Raw genomic sequence first — 20,531 nt, 5'->3', positions numbered from 1 at the left:
AGATGTGAAAGGAAAGACGATGAAACAGAGACTGCAATTTTTCGCCAAGGCGCCGGAAATCATGAAAGCCGTGTCGGCGCTCAACAAGGCGGTCGACGAATGCGGGCTTGAAGTGAGCCTGCTGCACCTGATCAAGCTCCGGGCCTCGCAGATCAATGGCTGCTCCTACTGCGTCGAGATGCACAGCCGCGAGGCAAGGCGCGACGGCGAAACCGAGACACGGCTCTATCTGGTTTCGGCCTGGAAGGAATCGCCGCTATTTTCCGAACGTGAACGCGCGGCCCTTGCCTGGACCGAGGCAACGACCCTGATCGCCAACAATGGCGTTTCGGACGAACTCTATGCCCGCACGCTAGAGCACTTCTCGGAAGAGGAACTGGTCAAGCTGTCGGTCGCGATCGGCATGATCAACACCTGGAACCGGCTCTGCATCCCGTTCCACGCCATTCACCCGATGCCGGCTGCCAAAGCAGCCTGACCGTCCGGTTAGTCATGGAGCGCCGTGGAAAGGGCGGCGCTCCACCTGTTTCATGCTTAAGTACGGGGAAGATTTCATGCCTGTCGATTTGCCTTCGACCTTTTTGTTTCTCGGCCGCCTGTTGCTCGGCGGCGCCTTCGTTTTCGCCGGCCTGCGCAATGTTCAGAACGAGGCGTTCCTGACCGGGCTGATGGCCGCGCGCGGCGTGCCGCAGGCGAGATTGGCGTTGTGGGCCGGCATCGTCCTGCAAACCGTTGCCGGGGCGCTGGTGATGGCCGGCCTGTGGACCGCGATCGCCAGTGCTGTGCTGGTGCTGTTTCTCATTGTCGCGACGCCGATGTTCCACAATTTCTGGGACCATCAGGGCCCGGACCGGGCCTCGCGCATCAACGGCTTCGTCGGCAACGTCGCCCTCGCCGGAGGCTTTCTCACGCTGATCGCACAGTCGCTGTAAGGTCACGCCGCGAAGCGCAAACCGCCATCGCAGGTCAGCACCTGGCCGGTCATGAAGCCGTTGGAGACGAGAAAGGCGATTGCGCCGGCGACGTCTTCGGCGCGGCCGATCCTGCCCACCGGGGTTTTGCCGGCATATTCGCTGAACACCGCCTGCCGCTGGTCTTCGGCCAGAAAATCCCACCATGGCGTGTCGATGACGCCGGGCGCCACGACGTTGACGCGCAGAGGCTTCAGTTCGACCGCCAGGATCGGCACCACCGTCAACAGCATGCCGTTGACGGCGGCGATGCCGGCCACGCCGGGCACCGACAATTGTGCCGACACCGCCGAGATGAAAGTGACCGATCCCGATCTGTTGAGCGTCGGCAAGGCTGTCTGCAAACAGGACAGCTGCGGCCAGACTTTCTCGTCGACGCTGCCGGCGATGTCTGAGAGGTCGAGGGTTTCGAACGGCCCAAGTCCCTTGCCGCCGCTGGCAGCCAGCACGAGGTGATCGAACGGTCCGAGTTCCCCAAAGAACTGGCGGACTTCGTCCGGCTTCGAAGCATCGAAGGCAGCTTTCTCGGCGGCGCCGCCGAGGCTCTTCCAAGCGCTGGTGAGCTTGTCCTGGTTTCGTCCGGTGATGGTCACCTTCATGCCCGGGCCAAGCAGTTTTCGCGCCGTCGCCAGGCCGATGCCGGATGAGCCGCCGATGACGACCGTGTGTTCGATCTTGCCGGTCATGAATGCTGTTCCTTCGATTTTGGGGAAGCCTGGCCGACGAAGTCGAGGCTCAGGGTTCGCAATTGCTGTCTGGCCTTGGCGTCATAGGCTTGTGCGTCGGCGCGGGCCTCCCTTTGGCCGTCGAAATAGAGGCCGCTGCGGCCCTCCAGCGCGGGCGATGTCGCGAGGTTGAGAATGGCGTCGGCGCCGGTTTCGACCGAGCTCCATGGCGTCACGCCGGCCTGGCGGACCATGGTGGTGTTCATGTAGCTCGCCGGATGCAGAGCGTTGACGGTGACGCCGCTGCCTTTCAACTCTCCGGCCAGGTCGATGGTGAACAGGATCTGCGCCAGCTTGCTCTGGCAATAGGCGCGCACGCCGTCATAGGAACGTGTCAGCATGACATCGCCGAAATCGATCGCCTGCTGGCCGGCCGAAGCGACGTTGATGATGCGCGCCGGCGAACTCGCCTTGAGCAGCGGCAGCAGTTCCGAGGTCAGCAGGAAACCGGCGAGATAGTTGACCGCAAGGCGCAGTTCGAAGCCGTCGGCGCTGAGCTGTCGCTTGGCGCCGGCCGTGCCGATGCCGGCATTGTTGATGAGGATGTCGAGCCGGTCGGTTTTTGCGCGTACGGCCTCGGCAAGGCGGCGGATCTCGGCTAGCGAGGCGAGGTCGGCGGCGAGGAACTCGGCTTTGCCGCCGGCGGATTCGATTTCTGCGACGGTTGCCTTGCCGCGAGCCGCGTCACGGCCATGCACCAGCACGCGCGCGCCGCCGGCGCCCAGCCTTTGCGCGACGACACGGCCGACGCCGTCGGTCGAACCGGTGATGAGGATTGTCTTGTCTTTCAGATCCATATTCAGAGCCTCCATCTCTCTGGATGGAAGATGGGGCGCCTGACCCAGCCCAAACAGTTCAAACTTTATCCTGGTATCAATACTGCTATAATAGCTCTCATGGATGCCCCCACGCACTCCGCTGAAGACAGCCGCCGGCGCGAGCTTGGCGCCTTCCTGCGCTCGCGCCGCGAAAGATTGACGCCGTCCGCCACCGGCATCGCGACCGGCCTGCGGAGACGCACGCCAGGCTTGCGTCGCGAGGAAGTGGCGATGATCGCCGGCGTCGGCACCACCTGGTACACATGGCTAGAGCAGGGGCGCGAGGTCAGACCCTCGGTGGAGGTGCTAGCGGCGCTCAGCGAAGCGCTGCGCCTCGACGCCGTTGAAAGGCGGCATCTGTTCATCCTGGCAGGCCGCCAGCAACCGGAGAACCGCGTGGCTGCGCCGGAAAAGGTCGATGGCCCGCTAATGCATATGCTGGAGAGCCTGGTGCTGCAGCCGGCCTATGTCGTCGGGCGGCGCTGGGATGTGCTGGCCTGGAATCCGGCGGCGGTAGCGGTGTTCGGTGATTATGGCCTGCTAGAGGGCGACGCCCGCAACATCGTCCACATGGTGTTCACCAATCCGCATCACCGGCGCCTGCTGGTTGACTGGGAGCAATTGGCGCGCACCGTGCTGGCCTCGTTCCGGGCGGAAAGCGCCCGCTATGTGGGCGATGCGGATTTCGAGCGGCTGATCGTGCTTATGACGCGCTCAAGTCCGGAGTTTCGCGACTGGTGGCCGCAACGCGACGTGGCACGCCGATTGTCGGGGGTGAAACATGTCCGACATCCGAGCGCCGGCGCCATGACGTTCGAGCATATGAGCCTGTCGATCGACGACGGCTCGGACATGAAGCTGATCGTCTACACGCCGCTGGCCGAACAGAATTCGATCGAGAAGCTGCAGAATTTGCTTGAGGCGATGCCGGCGGAGCGCCGCAGCGCCTGACGCCCAAGGTCAGCCCTTCGGCTTCAGCCCATCAATGAACAACTGCTCCAGAAACCGCGCCGCATCCTCGAAGCGGCCGTCGCCGCCGCGATCGGGCCCAAGCACCGCGCGGACCTGGACATCGAAATCGGCATAGTGCTGCGTCGTCGCCCAGATCGAAAAGATCAGGTGCCAGGGATCGGTGCGGGCGATTTTTCCCGCGCGCATCCAGCCCTTGATGACGTTGGCCTTCTCGTCGACCAGCGTTTTCAGCTCACCCGCCAGCAGCGGCATGATGCGCGGCGCGCCTTGCAGGATCTCGTTGGCGAACAGCCGGCTTTCCCTGGGAAAATCACGCGCCATTTCGAGCTTGCGCCGGATGTAGCTCCTGAGCTCGGTCAGGGGGTCGCCGATGTCGTCGAGTTCACGTAGTGGCGCCAGCCACGTCGCCAGCAGCCGCTCCATCAGCGTTTCGTGGATGTCTTCCTTGCGGCGGAAATAGTAGAGCAGGTTCGGCTTCGACATCCCGGCGGCCTCGGCGATCTGGTCGATGGTCGAACCGCGAAAGCCGTTGGCGGAGAAGACTTCGAGGGCTGCCTCCAGGATCAGTTCGCGCTTTTCCTGCTGGATGCGGGTGCGGCGAGGGGCTGAGCCTTCCATGGCGCCGCTCACCCCTGCAAGCCTTGGCCGCAGGGTTCATCTGGACCAATTCTCTGGACCAGTTTTTCTCTTACCCGTGGAGCGCACTTCGCAGGCCGCATTTCCGCTAGTAATCCCTTGACCGCCGACAGGGCGGTGCTAACGTTTGTCCAATCGGTCAAAAATTTGCGTAGCATGAAAACGCAGCAAAGACCAAGCTTTGGAAAGACCAAGCGTTAGCCGCACCGAAACAGGTTACAAGGGGAAGTCTTGGTCATGTCCAACCGGCTGAAAGTCACGCCGAACGATCTCAGCGCATTCTGGATGCCGTTCACCGCGAACCGGCAGTTCAAACAGGCGCCACGCATGTTCGTGTCCGCCAAGGACATGCACTACACCACCAGCGACGGCCGCAAGGTGCTCGACGGCACCGCCGGCCTGTGGTGCGTCAATGCCGGCCATTGCCGTCCCAAGATCACGGAAGCGATCCAGCATCAGGCGGCCGAACTCGACTATGCGCCGGCCTTCCAGATGGGACACCCGATCGTGTTCGAACTGGCAAACCGCCTGGTCGATCTCGCGCCCAAGGGCATGGACCATGTCTTCTTCACCAATTCCGGTTCGGAATCGGTCGAAACGGCGCTGAAGATGGCGATCGCCTATCACCGTGTGAAGGGCGAGGGCGCGCGCACCCGCCTGATCGGCCGCGAACGCGGCTATCACGGCGTCAATTTCGGCGGCATCTCGGTCGGCGGCATCGTCACCAACCGCAAGATGTTCGGCACGCTGCTCGGCGGCGTCGACCACATGCCGCACACGCATCTGCCGGAAAAGAACGCCTTCTCCAAGGGCGTGCCGGAATATGGCGCGGAACTCGCCAACGAGCTGGAGCGCATCGTTGCCCTGCATGACGCCTCGACCATCGCCGCCGTCATCGTCGAACCGGTCGCCGGCTCCACCGGCGTCATCCTGCCGCCGAAGGGCTATCTGCAGAAACTGCGCGAGATCTGCACCAAGCACGGCATTTTGCTGATCTTCGACGAGGTCATCACCGGTTTCGGCCGTCTCGGCGCGCCGTTCGCAGCGGATTATTTCGGCGTCACGCCCGACATCATGACCACCGCCAAGGGCGTCTCCAACGGCGTCATCCCGATGGGCGCGGTGTTCGTGAAGAAGGAAATCCACGACGCCTTCATGACCGGCCCCGAGCACATGATCGAGTTCTTCCACGGCTACACCTATTCGGGCAATCCGATTGCGTGCGCCGCGGCACTCGGCACGCTCGACACCTACAAGGAAGAGGGCCTGCTCACCCGCGGCGAGGAACTGGCGCCTTACTGGGAAGATGCGCTGCATTCGCTGAAGGGCGAGCCGCATGTCATCGACATCCGGAATATCGGCCTGATCGGCGCGATCGAACTGGCGCCGATCGCCGGCAGCCCGACCAAGCGGGCCTTCTCGGCCTTCGTCAAGGCGTTCGAGCGCGGCGCGCTGATCCGCACCACCGGCGACATCATCGCGCTGTCGCCGCCACTGATCATCACCAAGGGCCAGATCAACGAATTGATCGACCATGTCAGAGAAGTGCTGAGGGCGATCGATTGACAAACCGGGCGCGGATAGCCCTCCCCCTCGAGGGGAGGGTGGCCGCGAAGCGGTCGGGTGGGGTCGGTGCGACCGGACGCCGACCTGCTCTTTTGTTCCGAGGCCGCTCCTGATGCCCCGTACCCGCGTGAGCTTCGAAATGCGCCAAAAGGCGCGAGCGCTTCGAATTCACGCGACCAAGGGAGAATCGCTGCTGTGGTATGAACTGCGGGACCTGAAATCAGCCGGCATCAAGTTTCGCCGTCAGTGCCCGATTGGCCCGTACATCGTGGATTTTGCCTGCTTGGCGGTGAAGCTGATCGTTGAGGTCGATGGCGACATGCACGAACACGACAGGGGTAGGCGGCACGATGCCGTTCGCGATGCTTATCTGCGATCGCTCGGATTTGAAGTCTTCCGTGTTGACGAGCCCGATGTCATAAACAGCGCTTGGCACGTCGCGCAGGTGGTCAAAGAGAAGGTCGCGCGCGTCGCGGGCGACCCCACCCGACCGCTTCGCGGCCACCCTCCCCTCGAGGGGGAGGGGGACGCCGCCGCCCCGCAACCGATGAGGTTTTAGAGCATGGCCGCCCCGGGCGAGAATCTGCGAATAAATTCAGACCGTTTGTGGGATTCCATCATGGAGATGGCGAAGATCGGCCCCGGTATTGCCGGCGGCAACAATCGCCAGACCGTGACCGACGAGGACGGCGAGGGACGGCATCTGTTCAAGCGCTGGTGCGAGGCGGCCGGGCTCGAAATGGGGCTCGACGAAATGGGCACCATGTTTGCCCGCCGGGAAGGCGCTGATCCCAGCCTGCCGCCGGTTTATGTCGGCAGCCATCTCGACACGCAGCCGACCGGCGGCAAATATGACGGCGTGCTCGGCGTGCTCGGCGGGCTGGAGATTATTCGCTCGCTTAACGATCTCGGCATCCAGACCAGGCATCCAATCGTCGTTACCAACTGGACCAATGAGGAAGGCTCGCGCTTTGCCCCGGCTATGATGGCGTCCGGCGTGTTCGCCGGTGTGCTCGATCAGGCGGACGTGTATCAGCACACTGATAAACAGGGCAGGAAATTTGGCGAGGAGCTGGAGCGCATCGGCTGGAAAGGCACCGAGAAAGTCGGTGATCGCAAGATCCACGCCTTCTTCGAACTGCATATTGAGCAGGGGCCGATCCTCGAGGACGAAGGCATCGACATTGGCGTCGTCACCCACGGCCAGGGCCTGAAATGGCTGCAGGTAACGCTGACCGGCAAGGAGGCGCATACCGGCTCGACCCCGATGCCCAAGCGCCGTAATGCCGGGCTCGGCATGGCTCGGGTCATCGAACTGGTGCACGAGATCGCCATGGACTACCAGCCCGACGCCGTCGGCGCGGTCGGCCACATGGAGGTGTTTCCGAACTCGCGCAACATCATCGCCGGGCGCACCGTCTTCACTATCGACATCCGCTCGCCCGAGAAGGAAGTGCTGGACGCGATGGATGGGCGCATGCGCGAAGGCATCGACACAATCTGTGAGGCGCTCGACATCCAGTACAAGGTCGAGCAGGTCGGCGCTTTCGATCCGGTCACCTTCGATGCCGGCTGCGTCAAGGCGATCCGCGACGCCGCCGATCGGCTCGGCTATTCCCACCGCAACATCGTCTCCGGCGCCGGCCACGACGCCTGCTGGATCAACCGCGTTGCGCCGACCGCCATGGTGATGTGCCCCTGCGTTGACGGGTTGTCACACAACGAGGCTGAGGAAATCACCAAGGAATGGGCCGGCGCCGGCGCCGACGTGCTGTTCCATGCGGTGGTAGAGACAGCGGGGATCGTGGCGTGAACTAAGATCTGTATTCAAAACGACGCTCACAAGAAGCGCGAAGAGAACAAGGGAACACGACAATGACCAAAGTCATCCGAAACGGCACCATCGTCACCGCCGACCGCACCTGGAAGGCCGATGTGCTGATGCAGCACGGCAAGATCGTCGCCATTGGCTCGAACCTGCATGGCGACCATGAGTTCGACGCCAGCGGCTGTTACGTCATGCCGGGCGGCATCGATCCGCACACCCATCTCGAAATGCCGTTCATGGGCACCTATTCGGCCGACGATTTCGAGTCCGGGACGCGTGCGGCCCTTTCCGGTGGCACCACGATGGTGGTCGATTTCTGCCTGCCGGCGCCGCAGCAATCGCTGCTGGAAGCGTTGCAGATGTGGGACAACAAGACCTCGAAGGCTGCCTGCGACTACTCCTTCCACATGGCGATCACCTGGTGGGGCAAGCAGGTGTTCGACGAGATGGCCACCGTCGTCGACAGAGGCATTACCTCGTTCAAGCATTTCATGGCCTACAAGGGCGCGCTGATGGTGGACGACGACGAGATGTACGCGTCGTTCCAGCGCTGCGCCGATCTCGGCGCGCTGCCGCTCGTTCATGCCGAGAATGGCGACGTGGTTGCGGCGCTGTCGCAAAAGCTGCTCGCTGCCGGCAATAATGGTCCCGAGGGACACGCCTATTCGCGGCCGCCGGAAGTGGAAGGCGAGGCGACCAACCGCGCCATCATGATCGCCGACATGGCCGGTGTGCCGCTCTATGTCGTGCATGTGTCCTGCGAGCAGAGCCACGAAGCCATCCGCCGCGCCCGCCAGAAGGGCATTCGGGTTTTCGGCGAGCCGCTGATCCAGCATCTGACGCTGGATGAAAGCGAGTATTTCGACAAGGATTGGGACCATGCGGCGCGCCGCGTCATGAGCCCGCCCTTCCGCAACAAGCTGCACCAGGATTCGCTGTGGGCCGGCCTGCAGGCGGGATCGCTGCAGGTGGTGGCGACCGACCACTGCGCCTTCACCACCAAGCAGAAGCGCAACGGCCTCGGCGATTTCACCAAGATCCCGAACGGCACCGGCGGGCTCGAAGACCGCTTGCCCGTGCTGTGGACGACGGGCGTCAACACCGGGCGGCTGACGATGAACGAGTTCGTCGCGGTGACTTCGACCAACATCGCCAAGATCCTCAACATGTATCCTAGGAAGGGCGCCATCGTCGAAGGCGCGGACGCCGACATCGTGGTGTGGGACCCCAGCGCCAAGAAGACCATCACCTCGAAGAAGCAGCAATCGGTGATCGACTACAACGTCTTCGAAGGTTTTGAGGTGACCGGCCTGCCGCGCTTCGTCTTTTCGCGCGGCGAATTGTCGGTCGAGGAAGCGGAGGTCAAGGCCAAGCCCGGCCATGGCGAATTCGTCGCCCGCGAGCCGAACGCGGCGGTCAACCGGGCTCTGTCGACCTGGAAGGACATTACCGCGCCGCGCAAGGTGGAACGCACCGGCATTCCGGCGACAGGCGTTTGACGTTGCGGAGCCCGGGGGCGCTCATTTCACTGGTCGTGGCGATGGTGGTCGCTGGTCCGGCAACAGGGGCCGAGAGGCTGGCCGGCTCCTGGGGCAACGATGCCGGCTGTGTCTTTGCAAAGGCCGGTTTTCAGGGCCGGGACGATTATATCGTGCTGACCGCCGAAGGCATCGAGACCTATGGCAGCGGCTGCCGGTTCGCGCAGCAATTGACGTGGGCGCCGGGCACGCAATCGCTTGATGCGACCTGTTCCGCCGAAGGCGAGGCGGGGACGACGGCTGAAACCGTTGTGGTCACCAACAAGGGCGAGGGTGGGTTCTTCGTGACCATTCCCGGTCTTGAAGAAATGGGGCCGTTGCAACCGTGTTCGTGACGTTGGAGCTGGGGGAATGAGCGCGCGCGGTTTGGGGCCGTCTGTTGCGATGATAGTCGTTCTGGCTGCGGGTCAGGCCCTTGCGGCAGGCATCGACCTGACGAGACCCTATGGGGACAAATATGGCTGCATCAACCGCAACGGCCAGGAAGTCGCCGCCGATCGGATGCTGCTTTTGACCGACGAGGCATTGGTCACCGCCGCCAGCGCCTGCACCTTCACGGAGAAGCAAGCGCAGGCTGATGGGTCGCTGGTGGTGACGGCAACATGCGAGGCGGAAGGCGAAGAGGGACAGGAGCCGACCAAATTCACCATCAAGCGCAGCGCCAAGAACGCCAAGAAGCTGACGGTCGCCGACGACGACGGCAATGTCATGGGCGAAGTGGCGCGGTGCAAATGACGGCAGTCCCGTCAGCGTCAGGCCACCAGCGCATCCAGTTCCGGCAACAGGACGACGCTTTCCTGTTCATTGGGATCGGTGCGGGCGATGACGGCCGAGGACGGGGCGTTGCTCAGATTGGCCGGCAGATGCGGTACGCCGGCCGGGATGTAGAAGAGGTCGCCGGCCTTGACGACGATGTGGTTCTCGAGCCTGTCGCCATACCATGTGTGGACCTCGCCCGAGAGCACATAGATCGCCGTCTCATGGCTTTCATGCAGATGCGCCTTGGCGCGGGCGCCAGGCGGCAGGGTGAGCAGATGCATGCAGATGCCGGACGAGCCGACCGTCTCGGCTGCAATGCCGGCAAAATAGGTCAATCCCTGCTTGCCTTCATAAGTGCTTTCAGGACGGATAAGGTGACAAGTGGGTTTGGGCGACATCGGCAAGGCTCCGGGCGTCGATTGGGTGGGATTGGACGAGTGGAAAGCAACATCAACGCGAATGCAACGGCATTTCATCCTGGGCGGCTGCGAGAGGCAGGCAGCAAGCGATGACGGGACAATCGCCAGCCGTCGTCTCGGCAAGCAGACTTGGCCTTACCTTTCAGACCAATGACGGTCCGGTAGAGGCGCTCTCCAATGTCGACCTGACCATCGGCAAGGGCGAGTTCGTCTCCTTCATCGGCCCATCGGGCTGCGGCAAGACCACCTTGCTGCGCGTCATCGCCGATCTGGAAAAACCGACATCGGGCACGATCTCGGTCAACGGCATGACGCCGGAACAGGCGCGCGAGAAACGCGCTTATGGCTACGTCTTCCAGGCGGCAGCCCTTTTCCCGTGGCGCACGATCGAGCGTAACGTGGCGCTGCCGCTGGAGATCATCGGCCTTTCGAGAGCGGAGCAGGCCGAGCGCATCAAGCGCACGATGGAGCTCGTCAACCTCTCCGGCTTCGAGAAGAAATACCCCTGGCAGCTTTCCGGCGGCATGCAGCAGCGCGCTTCGATCGCCCGCGCGCTCGCCTTCGACGCCGACCTGTTGCTGATGGACGAGCCCTTCGGCGCGCTGGACGAGATCGTGCGCGATCATCTCAATGAACAGCTTCTGGAATTGTGGGCGCGCACCAACAAGACGATCTGCTTCGTCACCCATTCCATCCCCGAGGCGGTGTATCTGTCGACGCGCATCGTCGTCATGTCGCCGCGCCCAGGTCGGGTTACCGACATCATCGAATCGACGCTGCCAAAGGAGCGGCCACTGGACATCCGCGAGACGCCGGAATTTTTGGCGATCGCGGCCAGGGTACGCGATGGCTTGAGGGCAGGGCACAGCTATGATGATTGAGGGGGTAGCGAATGAGTGCGGACGTCGCCGCCACGCCTTCGTCATCCTAGGGCGAAGCAAGGAGCGAAGCGACGCGGCGCAGACCCTAGGATCCATACCGTTACCTATACGGTCCGCAACGGTGCAAAACGGTGCACACGCCGCTGCGCCCGCGAAGGCGAACATTCTCAACCGCTTATACCCCTCGGCCAACGTCACGGAATGGATCCTAGGGTCTGCACGACGCTTCGCGTCGCTCCGCCCTAGGATGACGAACGCGGAGGTGGTCGGCCTCCGCTTCGCTCCGGCCACCCTCTTCCCGGCGGGGAGAGGAGAAGGGGAGCGCGCCTGATGGACACCTTCCGCGAAAAACTCATCCCCGTGACCTCCATCCTCCTGGGCGTGGTGGTGCTCTGGTATGTCTTCGCCGTCATCCTAAACGCGCCCTTCCAGCGCGACCTCGACCGGCGCGCCGGGGAAACCCACGGCACCGTCGAATTCATCGGCAAGACGCTGTCGCAGCCCAAGCCGACGCTGCCGGCGCCGCATCAGGTGGCGGTGAACTTCTTCGAGAACACCTTCCTGCGGCCCATCACATCGAGCCGAAGCCTCGTCTACAATGCCTGGGTGACCCTGTCGTCGACGTTGCTCGGCTTTGCCTTCGGCACGGCGCTCGGCATCGTCATCGCGGTTGGCATCGTGCATGTGGCGACGCTCGACCGCAGCCTGATGCCGTGGATCATCGCCTCCCAGACGATTCCCATTCTGGCGGTGGCGCCGATGATCATCGTCGTGCTGGGGGCGATCGGCATCAGCGGTCTGATCCCAAAGGCGATGATCTCGACCTACCTGTCGTTCTTCCCGGTGACGGTTGGCATGGTGAAGGGCCTGCGCTCGCCCGAACTCATGCATCTCGACCTGATGCACACCTACAATGCCAGTGTCTCGCAGACCTTCTGGAAGCTGCGGGTGCCGGCCTCGGTGCCGTTCCTGTTCACCTCGATGAAGGTGGCGGTGGCGGCGAGCCTGGTCGGCGCCATTGTCGGCGAACTGCCGACCGGTGCTGTCGCCGGCATCGGCGCCAAGCTTTTGGCAGGCGCCTATTACAGCCAGTCCATCGACATCTGGTCCGCCCTTGTGGCGGGCTCGGTGGTGGCGGCCCTTCTGGTCATGGTGGTCGGCATAGCCGGGCGCCTCGTTGACCGCGCGATGGGCGGGAGGCCGGCATGAACTGGCTGAAGCCCTCCTGGCAAGCCGTGCTGGCCATTGCGCTGTGCCTCGTCGCCGTCGCGCTCGGTGCGATGTCGAAGCCGGAAGCGGCCGCCCTTGCAGACCCGACGGCAAGCTTCGACTACCCCTATTTCGGGATAAAGACCCCGATGATCGGCCTGGCCGTGCTGGCAGGGCTGATCTCGATGATCAGAATTTCGCCGCTGGCCGAGGCTGCGGTGCTGTTCATCGGCGCTCATCTCGTCGCCTGGATGCTGATCTCGGGCATTACAGGTTTCGAAGGCACGGCATTGGCGCCGTATTTCCTGCTGCTCGCCGCTGCCTGGCTGCTGGCCTGGCGCTGTGTGGCGGTGCTGTCGGGGCTTCGCCCGATGGCAAAAGGGGCGCGGATGGCGCTGCGCCTCATCATCCCGGCGATCTTCGGCGCCTGGATCCTGATCATATGGGAAGCGGTGACGCGTGGCGCCGGCATTCCCTTCATCCTTTTGCCGCCGCCGAGCGCCATCGGTGTGCGCATCGCCAGTTCCCTGCCGGTGCTCGGCGCCGATATCAGGCAGACCATCTTCAAGGCGGTGATCTTCGGTTATGTCATCGGCAGCGGCGCCGGCTTCCTGGTGGCGATTGCGGCCGACCGCGTGCCGTTCCTGCGCCGCGGTCTGCTGCCGATCGGCAATATGGTCTCGGCGCTGCCGATCATCGGTGTGGCGCCAATCATGGTGATGTGGTTCGGCTTCGACTGGCCGTCCAAGGCCGCGGTCGTCATCATCATGACCTTCTTCCCAATGCTGGTGAACACGGTTGCCGGTCTTGCCGCCTCCGGCCATATGGAGCGCGACCTGATGCGCACCTATGCGTCGGGCTACTGGCCAACACTCTTGAAGCTCCGGCTGCCGGCGGCAGCGCCCTTCATCTTCAACGCGCTGAAGATCAACTCGACGCTGGCGCTGATCGGCGCCATCGTCGCCGAGTTCTTCGGCACGCCTGTGGTCGGCATGGGCTTTCGCATCTCGACCGAGGTCGGGCGGATGAACATCGATATGGTCTGGGCCGAAATCGCAGTTGCAGCACTGGCGGGTTCGGTCTTTTATGGCGTGGTCGCTCTCGTCGAGAGAGCCGTCACGTTTTGGCATCCCTCTGTCCGTGGTGGATAGGGCGGTGGGTTCGGGTGTTAACTTCAGAGGGTAAAAACATGAAAAGACTGATCATTCCGATGCTGGCCGGCGCGATGTCGCTGGCCGCGTTCCAGGCAATGGCCGCCGACAAGGTGACCTTGCAGCTGAAATGGGTCACGCAGGCGCAGTTTGCCGGCTACTATGTCGCCAAGGCCAAGGGTTTTTATGAAGCAGAAGGCCTCGACGTCGACATCAAGCCGGGCGGTCCCGATATCGCACCCGAGCAGGTGATCGCCGGCGGTGGCGCCGACGTCATCGTCGACTGGATGGGCGGGGCGCTCGCCGCGCGCGAAAAGGGCGTGCCGCTGGTCAACATCGCCCAGCCGTTCAAGAAGGCCGGTATGGAGCTGGTCTGCCCGAAGGATGGCCCGATCAAGACCGAAGCCGATTTCAAGGGTCACACGCTCGGCGTCTGGTTCTTCGGCAACGAATATCCTTTCTACGCCTGGATGAACAAGCTCGGCCTGAAGACCGAAGGCGGCCCGGATGGCGTCACGGTTTTGAAGCAGAGCTTCGACGTGCAGCCGCTGATCCAGAAGCAGGCGGATTGCATTTCGGTCATGACCTACAACGAGTACTGGCAGCTGATCGATGCCGGCTACAAGCCGGACCAGCTCACCGTGTTCAACTACTCGGCGATGGGCAACGACCTGCTTGAGGACGGGCTCTATGCCTCGGAAGACAAGCTCAAGGATCCGGCTTTCGAAGACAAGATGGTGCGTTTCGTGCGCGCCTCGATGAAGGGCTGGAAATATGCCATCGACAACAATGACGAGGCCGCGGGCATTGTCATGGACGGCGGTGGCCAGGACGAAAACCACCAGAAGCGGATGATGAGCGAAGTCGCCAAGCTGATCGACAATGCCGACGGCAAGCTCGACCCGGCGACCTACGAGCGCACCGCCAAGGCGCTGCTCGACCAGAAGATCATCACCAAGGCGCCGACCGGCGCCTACACCACGGCCATCACCGACAAGGCGATCAAATAAGCCTGGCCAGGCAATTTCGACCTCGAGAGCGGCGCCTTTGGCCAAATGTCAGAGGCGCCGTTCCTTTATGGTGTTCATGACGAAGCTGGTCTCGATCGAAGCGACGCATTTCAGCCGCGCGATCTTTTCCTTGATGAAGCGCTCGTACTGTTCGAGGCTGCCGGTCACCACCTTCAGCACATAGTCGCGCGACCCGGTGACGAGGTGGCATTCCAGCACCTCCTCCCACCCGCGGATGGCGTCCTCGAACATGACGATCTCGTCCTCGTTCTGGCGGCTGAGCCGAACGGTGGCGATGGCGACCATGTTCCAGCCGAAGGCGGCCGGGTCGACCAGCGTGGTATAGCCCCGGATAATGCCGGCCTCCTCCAGCCGGCGTACCCTCCTCAAACATGGCGACGGCGACAGGCCGATGCGCTCCGCAAGCTCATTGTTGGTGATGCGGGCGTCGGCCTGCAGCTCGCGCAGGATCTTGCGGTCGAAATCGTCGGCTATCTTCTGCTGCACTTTTGCTCTCGCTCGGCAATTTGTTGCCGGGATGCAGCCATGCGAGGCCGAAAATAGCAAGGACTGGTGGACCGGGATCGCATAAATTGCTGGACGAGACTCCTCTAGAACGCAGGAAAAGCCATGACCGCGCCGCGCCCGTCGAAAACCCACATCGGCAACCACAAGCTCCATCCGGAAACGTTGATGTTGAGCTATGGCTTCGATCCGCAACTGTCGGAAGGCGCCGTCAAGCCGCCGGTGTTCCTGACCTCGACCTTCGTGTTCAAATCGGCGGAGGAGGGGCGCGACTTCTTCGACTACACATCCGGCCGCAAGGAGCCGCCGAGCGGCACGGCGTCCGGCCTGGTCTATTCGCGCTTCAATCATCCCAACTCCGAGATCGTCGAGGACCGGCTGGCGGTCTATGAGGGAACGGACGCCTGCATCCTGTTCTCGTCCGGCATGTCGGCGATCGCCACCACGCTGCTCGCCTATGCCCGTCCGGGCGATGTCATCTTGCATTCGCAGCCGCTTTACGGCGGCACTGAGACGCTTTTGACGCGCACGCTGTCCGGCTTCGGCATCGGCGCTGTCGGCTTCGCCGACGGCGTCGACGAGAAGGCGGTGCGGGCCGCTGCTGATGCAGCGGTGGCGAAGGGGCGTGTCTCGGTCATTCTCATCGAAACGCCGTCAAATCCGACCAACAGCCTGGTCGACATCGCACTGATCCGGAAGATTGCCGACGAGATCGGCGCAAGCCAAGGATCAACGCCGATCATTGTCTGCGACAACACGCTGCTCGGCCCGGTGTTCCAGCGGCCGATCGAACATGGCGCCGATGTCTCCGTCTATTCGCTGACCAAATATGTCGGCGGCCATTCCGACCTGATCGCCGGTGCGGCGATGGGCAGCAAGGCGGTGACCAAGCCAATCAAGGCGCTGCGCGGCGCAATCGGCACGCAGCTCGATCCGCATTCCTGCTGGATGCTCGGCCGCTCGCTGGAGACGCTGTCGATCCGCATGGAGCGCGCCAACGACAATGCGCGGCTCGTGGCCGAATTCCTGCGCGATCACGCCAAGGTCGAGAAGGTGCATTACCTGCCGTTCCTGGGCGAGGATACGGCAGCGGGACGGGCCTACAAGGCGCAATGCAGCGGCGCCGGGTCGACATTTTCTTTCGATATCAAAGGCGGAGAGAAGGCGGCCTTCGCATTTCTCAACGGGCTGCAAATATTCAAGCTGGCGGTGAGCCTCGGCGGCACGGAGTCACTCGCCAGCCACCCGGCGGCGATGACGCACTCCGGCATCCCCTTCGACGTGCGCCAGCGCATCGGCGTGCTGGAGACGACGGTCAGGCTGTCGATCGGCGTCGAGCATCCGGACGATCTTATCGCCGACCTGACGCAGGCGATGGCAGCGGTCTGATAGCTCGCTTGTAGATATCAGGAAAGGGGCAATCGCCTTGGCAGCGTCGGCGGGACAGCACCCCCCTCTGGCCTGCCGGCCATCTCCCCCGCAAGGAGGGAGATTGGCAGCTTGACCGCCGGCCCTCATCTTCAACGTTGGTGATTGGCAAAGGCCGATGTGACTTCTGATCTCCCCCCTTGCGGGGGAGATGTCCGGCAGGACAGAGGGGGGTGTGACGAACTCGGCTTTCGCTACGAAGTTCTTAGGCCTTGTCGCGGATCTGCGTCATCGTCCGCGTCGGCGTGATCGCCTCGGGGTCGAGCCTGATTTCGACGATCGCCGGCTTGCCGCTGGCGCGGGCACGCTCGAAGGCAGGGGCAAAATCTGCCGTGTTCTCGACCGTCTCGCCGTGGCCGCCATAGGCGCGGGCAAGAGCGGCAAAGTCAGGGTTCCTAAGATCGGTGGCGACGACGCGGCCGGGATAGTCGCGCTCCTGGTGCATGCGGATGGTGCCGTAGATGCCGTTGTTGACGACGATTACGACGATCGGCAGGTCGTATTGCACGGCGGTAGCGAATTCCTGTCCGTTCATCAGGAAGCAGCCGTCGCCGGCAAAGGCGATCACGGTGCGGTCGGGATGGAGCGCCTTGGCGGCGACCGCGGCCGGGGTGCCGTAACCCATCGAACCGGAGGTCGGCGCGCCTTGGGTGGCGAAGCGGCGGAAGCGGTGGAAGCGGTGCACCCAGGTGGCGTAATTGCCGGCGCCGTTGGTGAAAATGGCGTCATCGGGCAAAATCTTTTCCAGATAGTTCATGATCGGCCCCATCTGGACCGTGCCGGGGCCGGTCTCAGGAGGCGTCGACCAGTCGAGGTAGGCAGCGTGTGCTTTCGCTGTCTCATCCGCCCAGGCTGGCGTGGACGTTGGCTTGCGCTTGGCGAAGGCTTCGACGAAGGCCGACGGCGCAGCGTTGATCGCCAGGGTCGGCCGGTAGACACGGCCGAGTTCGCCGGCATCGGCATGGACATGGACCAGCGTCTGGTCGGGGTAAGGGCTCTTCAGCAGCGTATAGTCGGAGGACGGCATCTCGCCCATGCGGCCGCCGATCAGCAGCACCAGGTCGGCCTGCTTGATGGCGGTGGCCAGCTTCGGGTTGATGCCGATGCCGACATCGCCGGCATAGTTCGGGTGCAGATGGTCGAACAGCATCTGGCGGCGAAAGGAGCAGCCGACCGGCAGCGACCAGGCCTCGGCAATGGTGCGCATACGTGCCACCGCTTCCTCGTCCCAGCGTGTGCCGCCGAGGATGACGAAGGGACGCTTGGCCTTGGCCAGAAGCTTTTCCAAAGCATCGAGTTCGGCTTCGCCGGGCCGGGTTTCGACCGGCGTGTGCGGCAAGGCCGCGGGCGCGTCGACAAGACTGGTCAGCATGTCCTCCGGCAGCGAGACGACGACGGGGCCGGGGCGGCCCGATGTCGCGACGGCGAAGGCGCGGGTGACGAGTTCGGGGATGCGCGCGGCATCGTCGATCTCCACCACCCATTTGGCGATGTCGCCGAAGAAGCGCTTGTAGTCGACCTCCTGGAAAGCCTCGCGCTCCTTGGCGTGGCTGGCGACCTGGCCGATGAACAGGATGACGGGTATCGAATCCTGCATGGCAATGTGAATGCCGGCCGATGCATTGGTGGCGCCGGGGCCGCGGGTGACGAAGCAGATGCCGGGCTTGCCCGTCAGCCGCCCCTGGCAGTCGGCCATCATGGCGGCGCCGCCTTCCTGTCGGCAGACAATGGTGCGGATGGGCGAGTCATGCAATGCGTCGAGCACCGCGAGATAGGATTCGCCGGGCACGCAGAAGATGCGGTCGGTGCCGTTCGCCTCGAGTGCGTCGACAATCAGTTGTCCACCGGTCTTCATCGTCCAGACTTCTCCAGTTCGGCAAGGATTTCTTGCGTGTGTTCGCCAAGGCGCGGCGAAGGGCGTTCATAGACCAGCGGTGTGCCGGACATCACCATCGGCGCGCGTACCGAGGGCAGACGATTGCCATGGCCATCGTCGAGGTCGAGGCGCATGCCGCGTGCGATCGTCTGCGGGTCGGCAAACATCTGGCCGATGTCGTTGATCGGGCTCGCCGGCACGCTTGCCGCTTCGAGCTTGGCCAGCAATGGGTCGCGATCCCAATTCTTCAGCGTCTCGATCAAGTGCTCGCGCAACTTCACCCGGTTGGCGACGCGGGCCGGATTGGTGGCGAAATCGGGATTCGCTGAGAGATGGTCGAGCCCGACGGCGGCGCAGAATTTGGCGAACTGGCCGTCATTGCCGACCGCCAGGATGATATGGCCGTCCCTGACCGGGACAACCTCATAGGGCGCAATGTTCATATGCGCATTGCCCATCTGCACCGGCGCCTTGCCGGAGACGAGATAGTTGAGGTTCTGGTTGCCGAGTGCGGAAATCTGCGTGTCGAACAGCGCCATGTCGATATGCTGTCCCTGGCCGGTCTTTTCGGCATGGCGAAGCGCTGCCTGGATGGCGATCACCGAATAGAGGCCGGTGAAGATGTCCGATATGGCGACGCCGGCTTTTTGCGGCTCGCGCCCGACCTCGCCGGTGATCGACATCATGCCGGCCATGGCCTGGATGATGAAATCATAGCCGGCGCGGGGTGCGTAAGGCCCATCCTGGCCGAAGCCGGTGATCGAGCAGTAGACGAGCTTTGGATTGATCGCCTTCAGGCTCTCGTAATCGAGCCCGTATTTCTTGAGGCCGCCGAGCTTGAAGTTCTCGATCAGAATGTCGGCCGTGGCAACCAGCCGGCGCACCGTCTCGGCCCCTTCGGGCGTCGAGAAATCGACGGCGATGGAGCGCTTGCCGCGATTGCAGGAGTGGTAATAGGCGGCCGACAGGTTCTCGCCATCATGGCTCATGACGAAGGGAGGACCCCATTTGCGGGTATCGTCGCCGCCATCGGGGCTCTCGACCTTGATGACATCGGCGCCGAGATCGGCCAGCAATTGTCCTGCCCAGGGGCCGGCCAGGATGCGGGCGAGTTCGACGACGCGGACGCCTTTCAGCGGAGGTTCAGCCATAAATCACCAAAAACGGGTCGGAACCGCAGCCTCTATCAACCCGGGATGCCGCTGTCACGGGCCTTGCGGTGGGCCAGCGATGTCAGCGTTTGAGCACGCTATCGGCCCAGGCAGCGAAATCGTCCATGACGACATCGCGGTTCACCTCGTTCAAGCTTTCGTGGCGGGTGTCGGCGTAAACCTTTGAAACCAGATTCGAAAAGCCCATCGCACGCATGCGCTTGGCGAGATGGTCGATGCCCTTGCCATAGTCGGAGGCCGGATCCTTCTCGCCGCCGACGATGCTGACGGGCAGGTCGCGCCTGATGCCGGCAAAGCCCGCATCCTTGCCGCCTTTCTGCGCCATCTCCACGACATCGCGCCACATCGAGATCGAGGCATCCCAGCCGCACAGCGGGTCGGCAATGTACTTGGCCACTTCAGCCTCGTCGCGCGACAGCCAGTCGAACGGCGTCTTGTGGTTGGGCACCGCCTTGCCCCAGGCCTGGAAGGTCAGTTTGGGCAAGACGCGTGAGGGGACATCGGAGCCGAGCCTGAAGCGCTCATAAGCGAGGATGGCGAGCGCAAGCCGGCCGAGCAAGCCTTGTGAGAAATTGCCGTTCCAGATCGCCGCGGCGTGGACGCGCGGCGAGTGCGCCAGCAGGTAGTTGAGCGCCACCGACGCACCCATCGAATGGCCGAACAGGATGACCGGCAGGCCGGGCTGCTCCCTTGCGATCAAATCGTGGACGGCATCGACATCGGCGATCACCTTGGCCGGGCCGCCTGTGCCGGCGAACCTGCCGAGCGGGGCATCGGGCGCCTTGGTCGCGCCATGGCCGCGATGGTCGTGGACGTAGACATGAAAGCCGCGGGTGCTGAGGTAATCGGCGAAGCGGGCATAGCGCGCCGCATGTTCGGCCAGGCCGTGATTGACCTGGACTACCGCGCGTGGAGAGCCCCCCGCGTGCTTCACATAGAGGTTGAGCGTGGCCCCGGTCGGAGAGGCCAGCGTCGTCTGCTTGTCAAATGCCATGTCTCGCTCCTCGGCGACTGTTGGGCGACGGCGGGACCGACGTCAAGGGGAGG

The 20,531-nt window shown here is 63.3% G+C and carries 22 protein-coding genes; 14 read left to right on the top strand and 8 right to left on the bottom strand.

Annotation, left to right across the window (positions count from 1 at the left end):
• The first annotated feature begins 19 nt into the window (after positions 1 to 19).
• Together NKH22_RS07745 and NKH22_RS07740 are read left to right on the top strand one after the other, a co-directional pair.
• Positions 20 to 478 (top strand): carboxymuconolactone decarboxylase family protein, encoded by a 459-nt coding sequence (locus tag NKH22_RS07745; protein ID WP_023668206.1) that lies wholly within the window; start codon positions 20 to 22, stop codon positions 476 to 478.
• Positions 479 to 554: 76 nt separating this feature from the next.
• Positions 555 to 932 carry a DoxX family protein gene (locus NKH22_RS07740; RefSeq protein ID WP_023804949.1) on the top strand — a complete coding sequence of 126 codons (378 nt, stop codon included), beginning with the start codon at positions 555 to 557 and terminating at the stop codon, positions 930 to 932.
• 2 nt (positions 933 to 934) lie between these two features.
• On the opposite strand, the gene NKH22_RS07735 is transcribed toward NKH22_RS07740, so the two are convergent.
• Both NKH22_RS07735 and NKH22_RS07730 read right to left on the bottom strand, forming a co-directional pair.
• Entirely contained in the window at positions 935 to 1,657 is a 723-nt protein-coding gene (locus NKH22_RS07735; protein WP_023821795.1) for an SDR family oxidoreductase, read from the bottom strand.
• Positions 1,654 to 2,493, bottom strand: coding sequence for an SDR family oxidoreductase (locus NKH22_RS07730; RefSeq protein WP_023821794.1), 840 nt, complete (start codon positions 2,491 to 2,493; stop codon positions 1,654 to 1,656). Before NKH22_RS07730 ends, NKH22_RS07735 begins: the two co-directional genes overlap by 4 nt.
• A 99-nt stretch (positions 2,494 to 2,592) precedes the next feature.
• Between NKH22_RS07730 and NKH22_RS07725 the strand changes: the two genes are divergently transcribed.
• Entirely contained in the window at positions 2,593 to 3,465 is an 873-nt protein-coding gene (locus NKH22_RS07725) for a helix-turn-helix transcriptional regulator (RefSeq protein ID WP_023697054.1), read from the top strand.
• A gap of 9 nt (positions 3,466 to 3,474) precedes the next feature.
• Here the strand turns inward: NKH22_RS07725 and NKH22_RS07720 are convergent, their stop codons facing one another.
• Positions 3,475 to 4,104 (bottom strand): TetR family transcriptional regulator C-terminal domain-containing protein, encoded by a 630-nt coding sequence (locus NKH22_RS07720; RefSeq protein ID WP_023668211.1) that lies wholly within the window; start codon positions 4,102 to 4,104, stop codon positions 3,475 to 3,477.
• Between the two features lie 255 nt (positions 4,105 to 4,359).
• Between NKH22_RS07720 and aptA the strand changes: the two genes are divergently transcribed.
• The 6 genes from aptA (at position 4,360) to NKH22_RS07690 (ending at position 9,789) form a co-directional block, all read left to right on the top strand.
• Positions 4,360 to 5,688 carry an omega-aminotransferase AptA gene (gene aptA, locus NKH22_RS07715; RefSeq protein ID WP_023687994.1) on the top strand — a complete coding sequence of 443 codons (1,329 nt, stop codon included), beginning with the start codon at positions 4,360 to 4,362 and terminating at the stop codon, positions 5,686 to 5,688.
• Between the two features lie 112 nt (positions 5,689 to 5,800).
• Entirely contained in the window at positions 5,801 to 6,247 is a 447-nt protein-coding gene (locus NKH22_RS07710) for an endonuclease domain-containing protein (RefSeq protein WP_023690831.1), read from the top strand.
• 3 nt (positions 6,248 to 6,250) lie between these two features.
• A complete protein-coding gene (locus NKH22_RS07705) occupies positions 6,251 to 7,501 on the top strand; it encodes a Zn-dependent hydrolase (protein ID WP_352909294.1) in 1,251 nt (416 codons plus the stop codon).
• 62 nt (positions 7,502 to 7,563) lie between these two features.
• A complete protein-coding gene (gene hydA, locus NKH22_RS07700) occupies positions 7,564 to 9,015 on the top strand; it encodes a dihydropyrimidinase (protein WP_023668215.1) in 1,452 nt (483 codons plus the stop codon).
• Positions 9,012 to 9,389: a hypothetical protein gene (locus tag NKH22_RS07695; RefSeq protein ID WP_023668216.1), complete on the top strand. Its 378-nt coding sequence runs from the start codon at positions 9,012 to 9,014 to the stop codon at positions 9,387 to 9,389. Before hydA ends, NKH22_RS07695 begins: the two co-directional genes overlap by 4 nt.
• A 16-nt stretch (positions 9,390 to 9,405) precedes the next feature.
• Positions 9,406 to 9,789 carry a hypothetical protein gene (locus NKH22_RS07690; RefSeq protein ID WP_031198387.1) on the top strand — a complete coding sequence of 128 codons (384 nt, stop codon included), beginning with the start codon at positions 9,406 to 9,408 and terminating at the stop codon, positions 9,787 to 9,789.
• Positions 9,790 to 9,806: 17 nt separating this feature from the next.
• Here NKH22_RS07690 and NKH22_RS07685 read toward each other — a convergent pair whose 3' ends face one another.
• Positions 9,807 to 10,211, bottom strand: coding sequence for a cupin domain-containing protein (locus NKH22_RS07685; protein ID WP_031193071.1), 405 nt, complete (start codon positions 10,209 to 10,211; stop codon positions 9,807 to 9,809).
• Positions 10,212 to 10,321: 110 nt separating this feature from the next.
• Between NKH22_RS07685 and NKH22_RS07680 the strand changes: the two genes are divergently transcribed.
• The 4 genes from NKH22_RS07680 to NKH22_RS07665 all read left to right on the top strand — a co-directional run bounded on the left by NKH22_RS07680 (position 10,322) and on the right by NKH22_RS07665 (position 14,483).
• Complete coding sequence (locus NKH22_RS07680) at positions 10,322 to 11,113, top strand: ABC transporter ATP-binding protein (protein ID WP_023687997.1); 792 nt, start codon at positions 10,322 to 10,324, stop codon at positions 11,111 to 11,113.
• A 330-nt stretch (positions 11,114 to 11,443) separates the two neighbouring features.
• Positions 11,444 to 12,322 (top strand): ABC transporter permease, encoded by an 879-nt coding sequence (locus NKH22_RS07675; protein WP_023697049.1) that lies wholly within the window; start codon positions 11,444 to 11,446, stop codon positions 12,320 to 12,322.
• Positions 12,319 to 13,473, top strand: a complete 1,155-nt coding sequence (locus tag NKH22_RS07670; protein WP_023682179.1) for an ABC transporter permease — start codon at positions 12,319 to 12,321, stop codon at positions 13,471 to 13,473. Before NKH22_RS07675 ends, NKH22_RS07670 begins: the two co-directional genes overlap by 4 nt.
• 38 nt (positions 13,474 to 13,511) lie before the next feature.
• Positions 13,512 to 14,483, top strand: a complete 972-nt coding sequence (locus tag NKH22_RS07665; RefSeq protein WP_023682178.1) for an ABC transporter substrate-binding protein — start codon at positions 13,512 to 13,514, stop codon at positions 14,481 to 14,483.
• A 48-nt stretch (positions 14,484 to 14,531) separates the two neighbouring features.
• Here the strand turns inward: NKH22_RS07665 and NKH22_RS07660 are convergent, their stop codons facing one another.
• Positions 14,532 to 14,990 (bottom strand): Lrp/AsnC family transcriptional regulator, encoded by a 459-nt coding sequence (locus NKH22_RS07660; protein ID WP_023682177.1) that lies wholly within the window; start codon positions 14,988 to 14,990, stop codon positions 14,532 to 14,534.
• A gap of 123 nt (positions 14,991 to 15,113) precedes the next feature.
• Between NKH22_RS07660 and NKH22_RS07655 the strand changes: the two genes are divergently transcribed.
• Positions 15,114 to 16,397, top strand: coding sequence for a cystathionine gamma-synthase family protein (locus NKH22_RS07655; RefSeq protein WP_023821792.1), 1,284 nt, complete (start codon positions 15,114 to 15,116; stop codon positions 16,395 to 16,397).
• A 244-nt stretch (positions 16,398 to 16,641) separates the two neighbouring features.
• Here NKH22_RS07655 and NKH22_RS07650 read toward each other — a convergent pair whose 3' ends face one another.
• The 3 genes from NKH22_RS07650 to NKH22_RS07640 all read right to left on the bottom strand — a co-directional run bounded on the left by NKH22_RS07650 (position 16,642) and on the right by NKH22_RS07640 (position 20,478).
• Complete coding sequence (locus NKH22_RS07650; protein ID WP_023821791.1) at positions 16,642 to 18,291, bottom strand: thiamine pyrophosphate-binding protein; 1,650 nt, start codon at positions 18,289 to 18,291, stop codon at positions 16,642 to 16,644.
• Positions 18,288 to 19,463 (bottom strand): CaiB/BaiF CoA transferase family protein, encoded by a 1,176-nt coding sequence (locus NKH22_RS07645; protein ID WP_352909291.1) that lies wholly within the window; start codon positions 19,461 to 19,463, stop codon positions 18,288 to 18,290. Before NKH22_RS07645 ends, NKH22_RS07650 begins: the two co-directional genes overlap by 4 nt.
• Positions 19,464 to 19,545: 82 nt before the next feature.
• Positions 19,546 to 20,478: an alpha/beta fold hydrolase gene (locus NKH22_RS07640; protein WP_023735983.1), complete on the bottom strand. Its 933-nt coding sequence runs from the start codon at positions 20,476 to 20,478 to the stop codon at positions 19,546 to 19,548.
• Positions 20,479 to 20,531 lie beyond the last annotated feature (53 nt).

The organism is Mesorhizobium sp. M1252, assembly GCF_040318265.1.
Classification (GTDB): domain Bacteria; phylum Pseudomonadota; class Alphaproteobacteria; order Rhizobiales; family Rhizobiaceae; genus Mesorhizobium.
Note: the sequence above shows the minus strand (reverse complement) of the source record. Positions and strands in the feature narration are given on the sequence as shown.

Coding starts and splice junctions, on each gene's coding strand:
- hydA (WP_023668215.1), top strand. CDS start 7,564: ATGACCAAAGTCATCCGAAACGGCACCATCGTCACCGCCGACCGCACC.
- NKH22_RS07645 (WP_352909291.1), bottom strand. CDS start 19,463: ATGGCTGAACCTCCGCTGAAAGGCGTCCGCGTCGTCGAACTCGCCCGC.
- NKH22_RS07655 (WP_023821792.1), top strand. CDS start 15,114: ATGACCGCGCCGCGCCCGTCGAAAACCCACATCGGCAACCACAAGCTC.
- NKH22_RS07725 (WP_023697054.1), top strand. CDS start 2,593: ATGGATGCCCCCACGCACTCCGCTGAAGACAGCCGCCGGCGCGAGCTT.
- NKH22_RS07670 (WP_023682179.1), top strand. CDS start 12,319: ATGAACTGGCTGAAGCCCTCCTGGCAAGCCGTGCTGGCCATTGCGCTG.
- NKH22_RS07665 (WP_023682178.1), top strand. CDS start 13,512: ATGAAAAGACTGATCATTCCGATGCTGGCCGGCGCGATGTCGCTGGCC.
- NKH22_RS07640 (WP_023735983.1), bottom strand. CDS start 20,478: ATGGCATTTGACAAGCAGACGACGCTGGCCTCTCCGACCGGGGCCACG.
- NKH22_RS07735 (WP_023821795.1), bottom strand. CDS start 1,657: ATGACCGGCAAGATCGAACACACGGTCGTCATCGGCGGCTCATCCGGC.
- NKH22_RS07710 (WP_023690831.1), top strand. CDS start 5,801: ATGCCCCGTACCCGCGTGAGCTTCGAAATGCGCCAAAAGGCGCGAGCG.
- NKH22_RS07745 (WP_023668206.1), top strand. CDS start 20: ATGAAACAGAGACTGCAATTTTTCGCCAAGGCGCCGGAAATCATGAAA.
- NKH22_RS07705 (WP_352909294.1), top strand. CDS start 6,251: ATGGCCGCCCCGGGCGAGAATCTGCGAATAAATTCAGACCGTTTGTGG.
- NKH22_RS07690 (WP_031198387.1), top strand. CDS start 9,406: ATGAGCGCGCGCGGTTTGGGGCCGTCTGTTGCGATGATAGTCGTTCTG.
- NKH22_RS07675 (WP_023697049.1), top strand. CDS start 11,444: ATGGACACCTTCCGCGAAAAACTCATCCCCGTGACCTCCATCCTCCTG.
- NKH22_RS07720 (WP_023668211.1), bottom strand. CDS start 4,104: ATGGAAGGCTCAGCCCCTCGCCGCACCCGCATCCAGCAGGAAAAGCGC.
- aptA (WP_023687994.1), top strand. CDS start 4,360: ATGTCCAACCGGCTGAAAGTCACGCCGAACGATCTCAGCGCATTCTGG.
- NKH22_RS07740 (WP_023804949.1), top strand. CDS start 555: ATGCCTGTCGATTTGCCTTCGACCTTTTTGTTTCTCGGCCGCCTGTTG.
- NKH22_RS07680 (WP_023687997.1), top strand. CDS start 10,322: ATGACGGGACAATCGCCAGCCGTCGTCTCGGCAAGCAGACTTGGCCTT.
- NKH22_RS07685 (WP_031193071.1), bottom strand. CDS start 10,211: ATGTCGCCCAAACCCACTTGTCACCTTATCCGTCCTGAAAGCACTTAT.
- NKH22_RS07730 (WP_023821794.1), bottom strand. CDS start 2,493: ATGGATCTGAAAGACAAGACAATCCTCATCACCGGTTCGACCGACGGC.
- NKH22_RS07650 (WP_023821791.1), bottom strand. CDS start 18,291: ATGAAGACCGGTGGACAACTGATTGTCGACGCACTCGAGGCGAACGGC.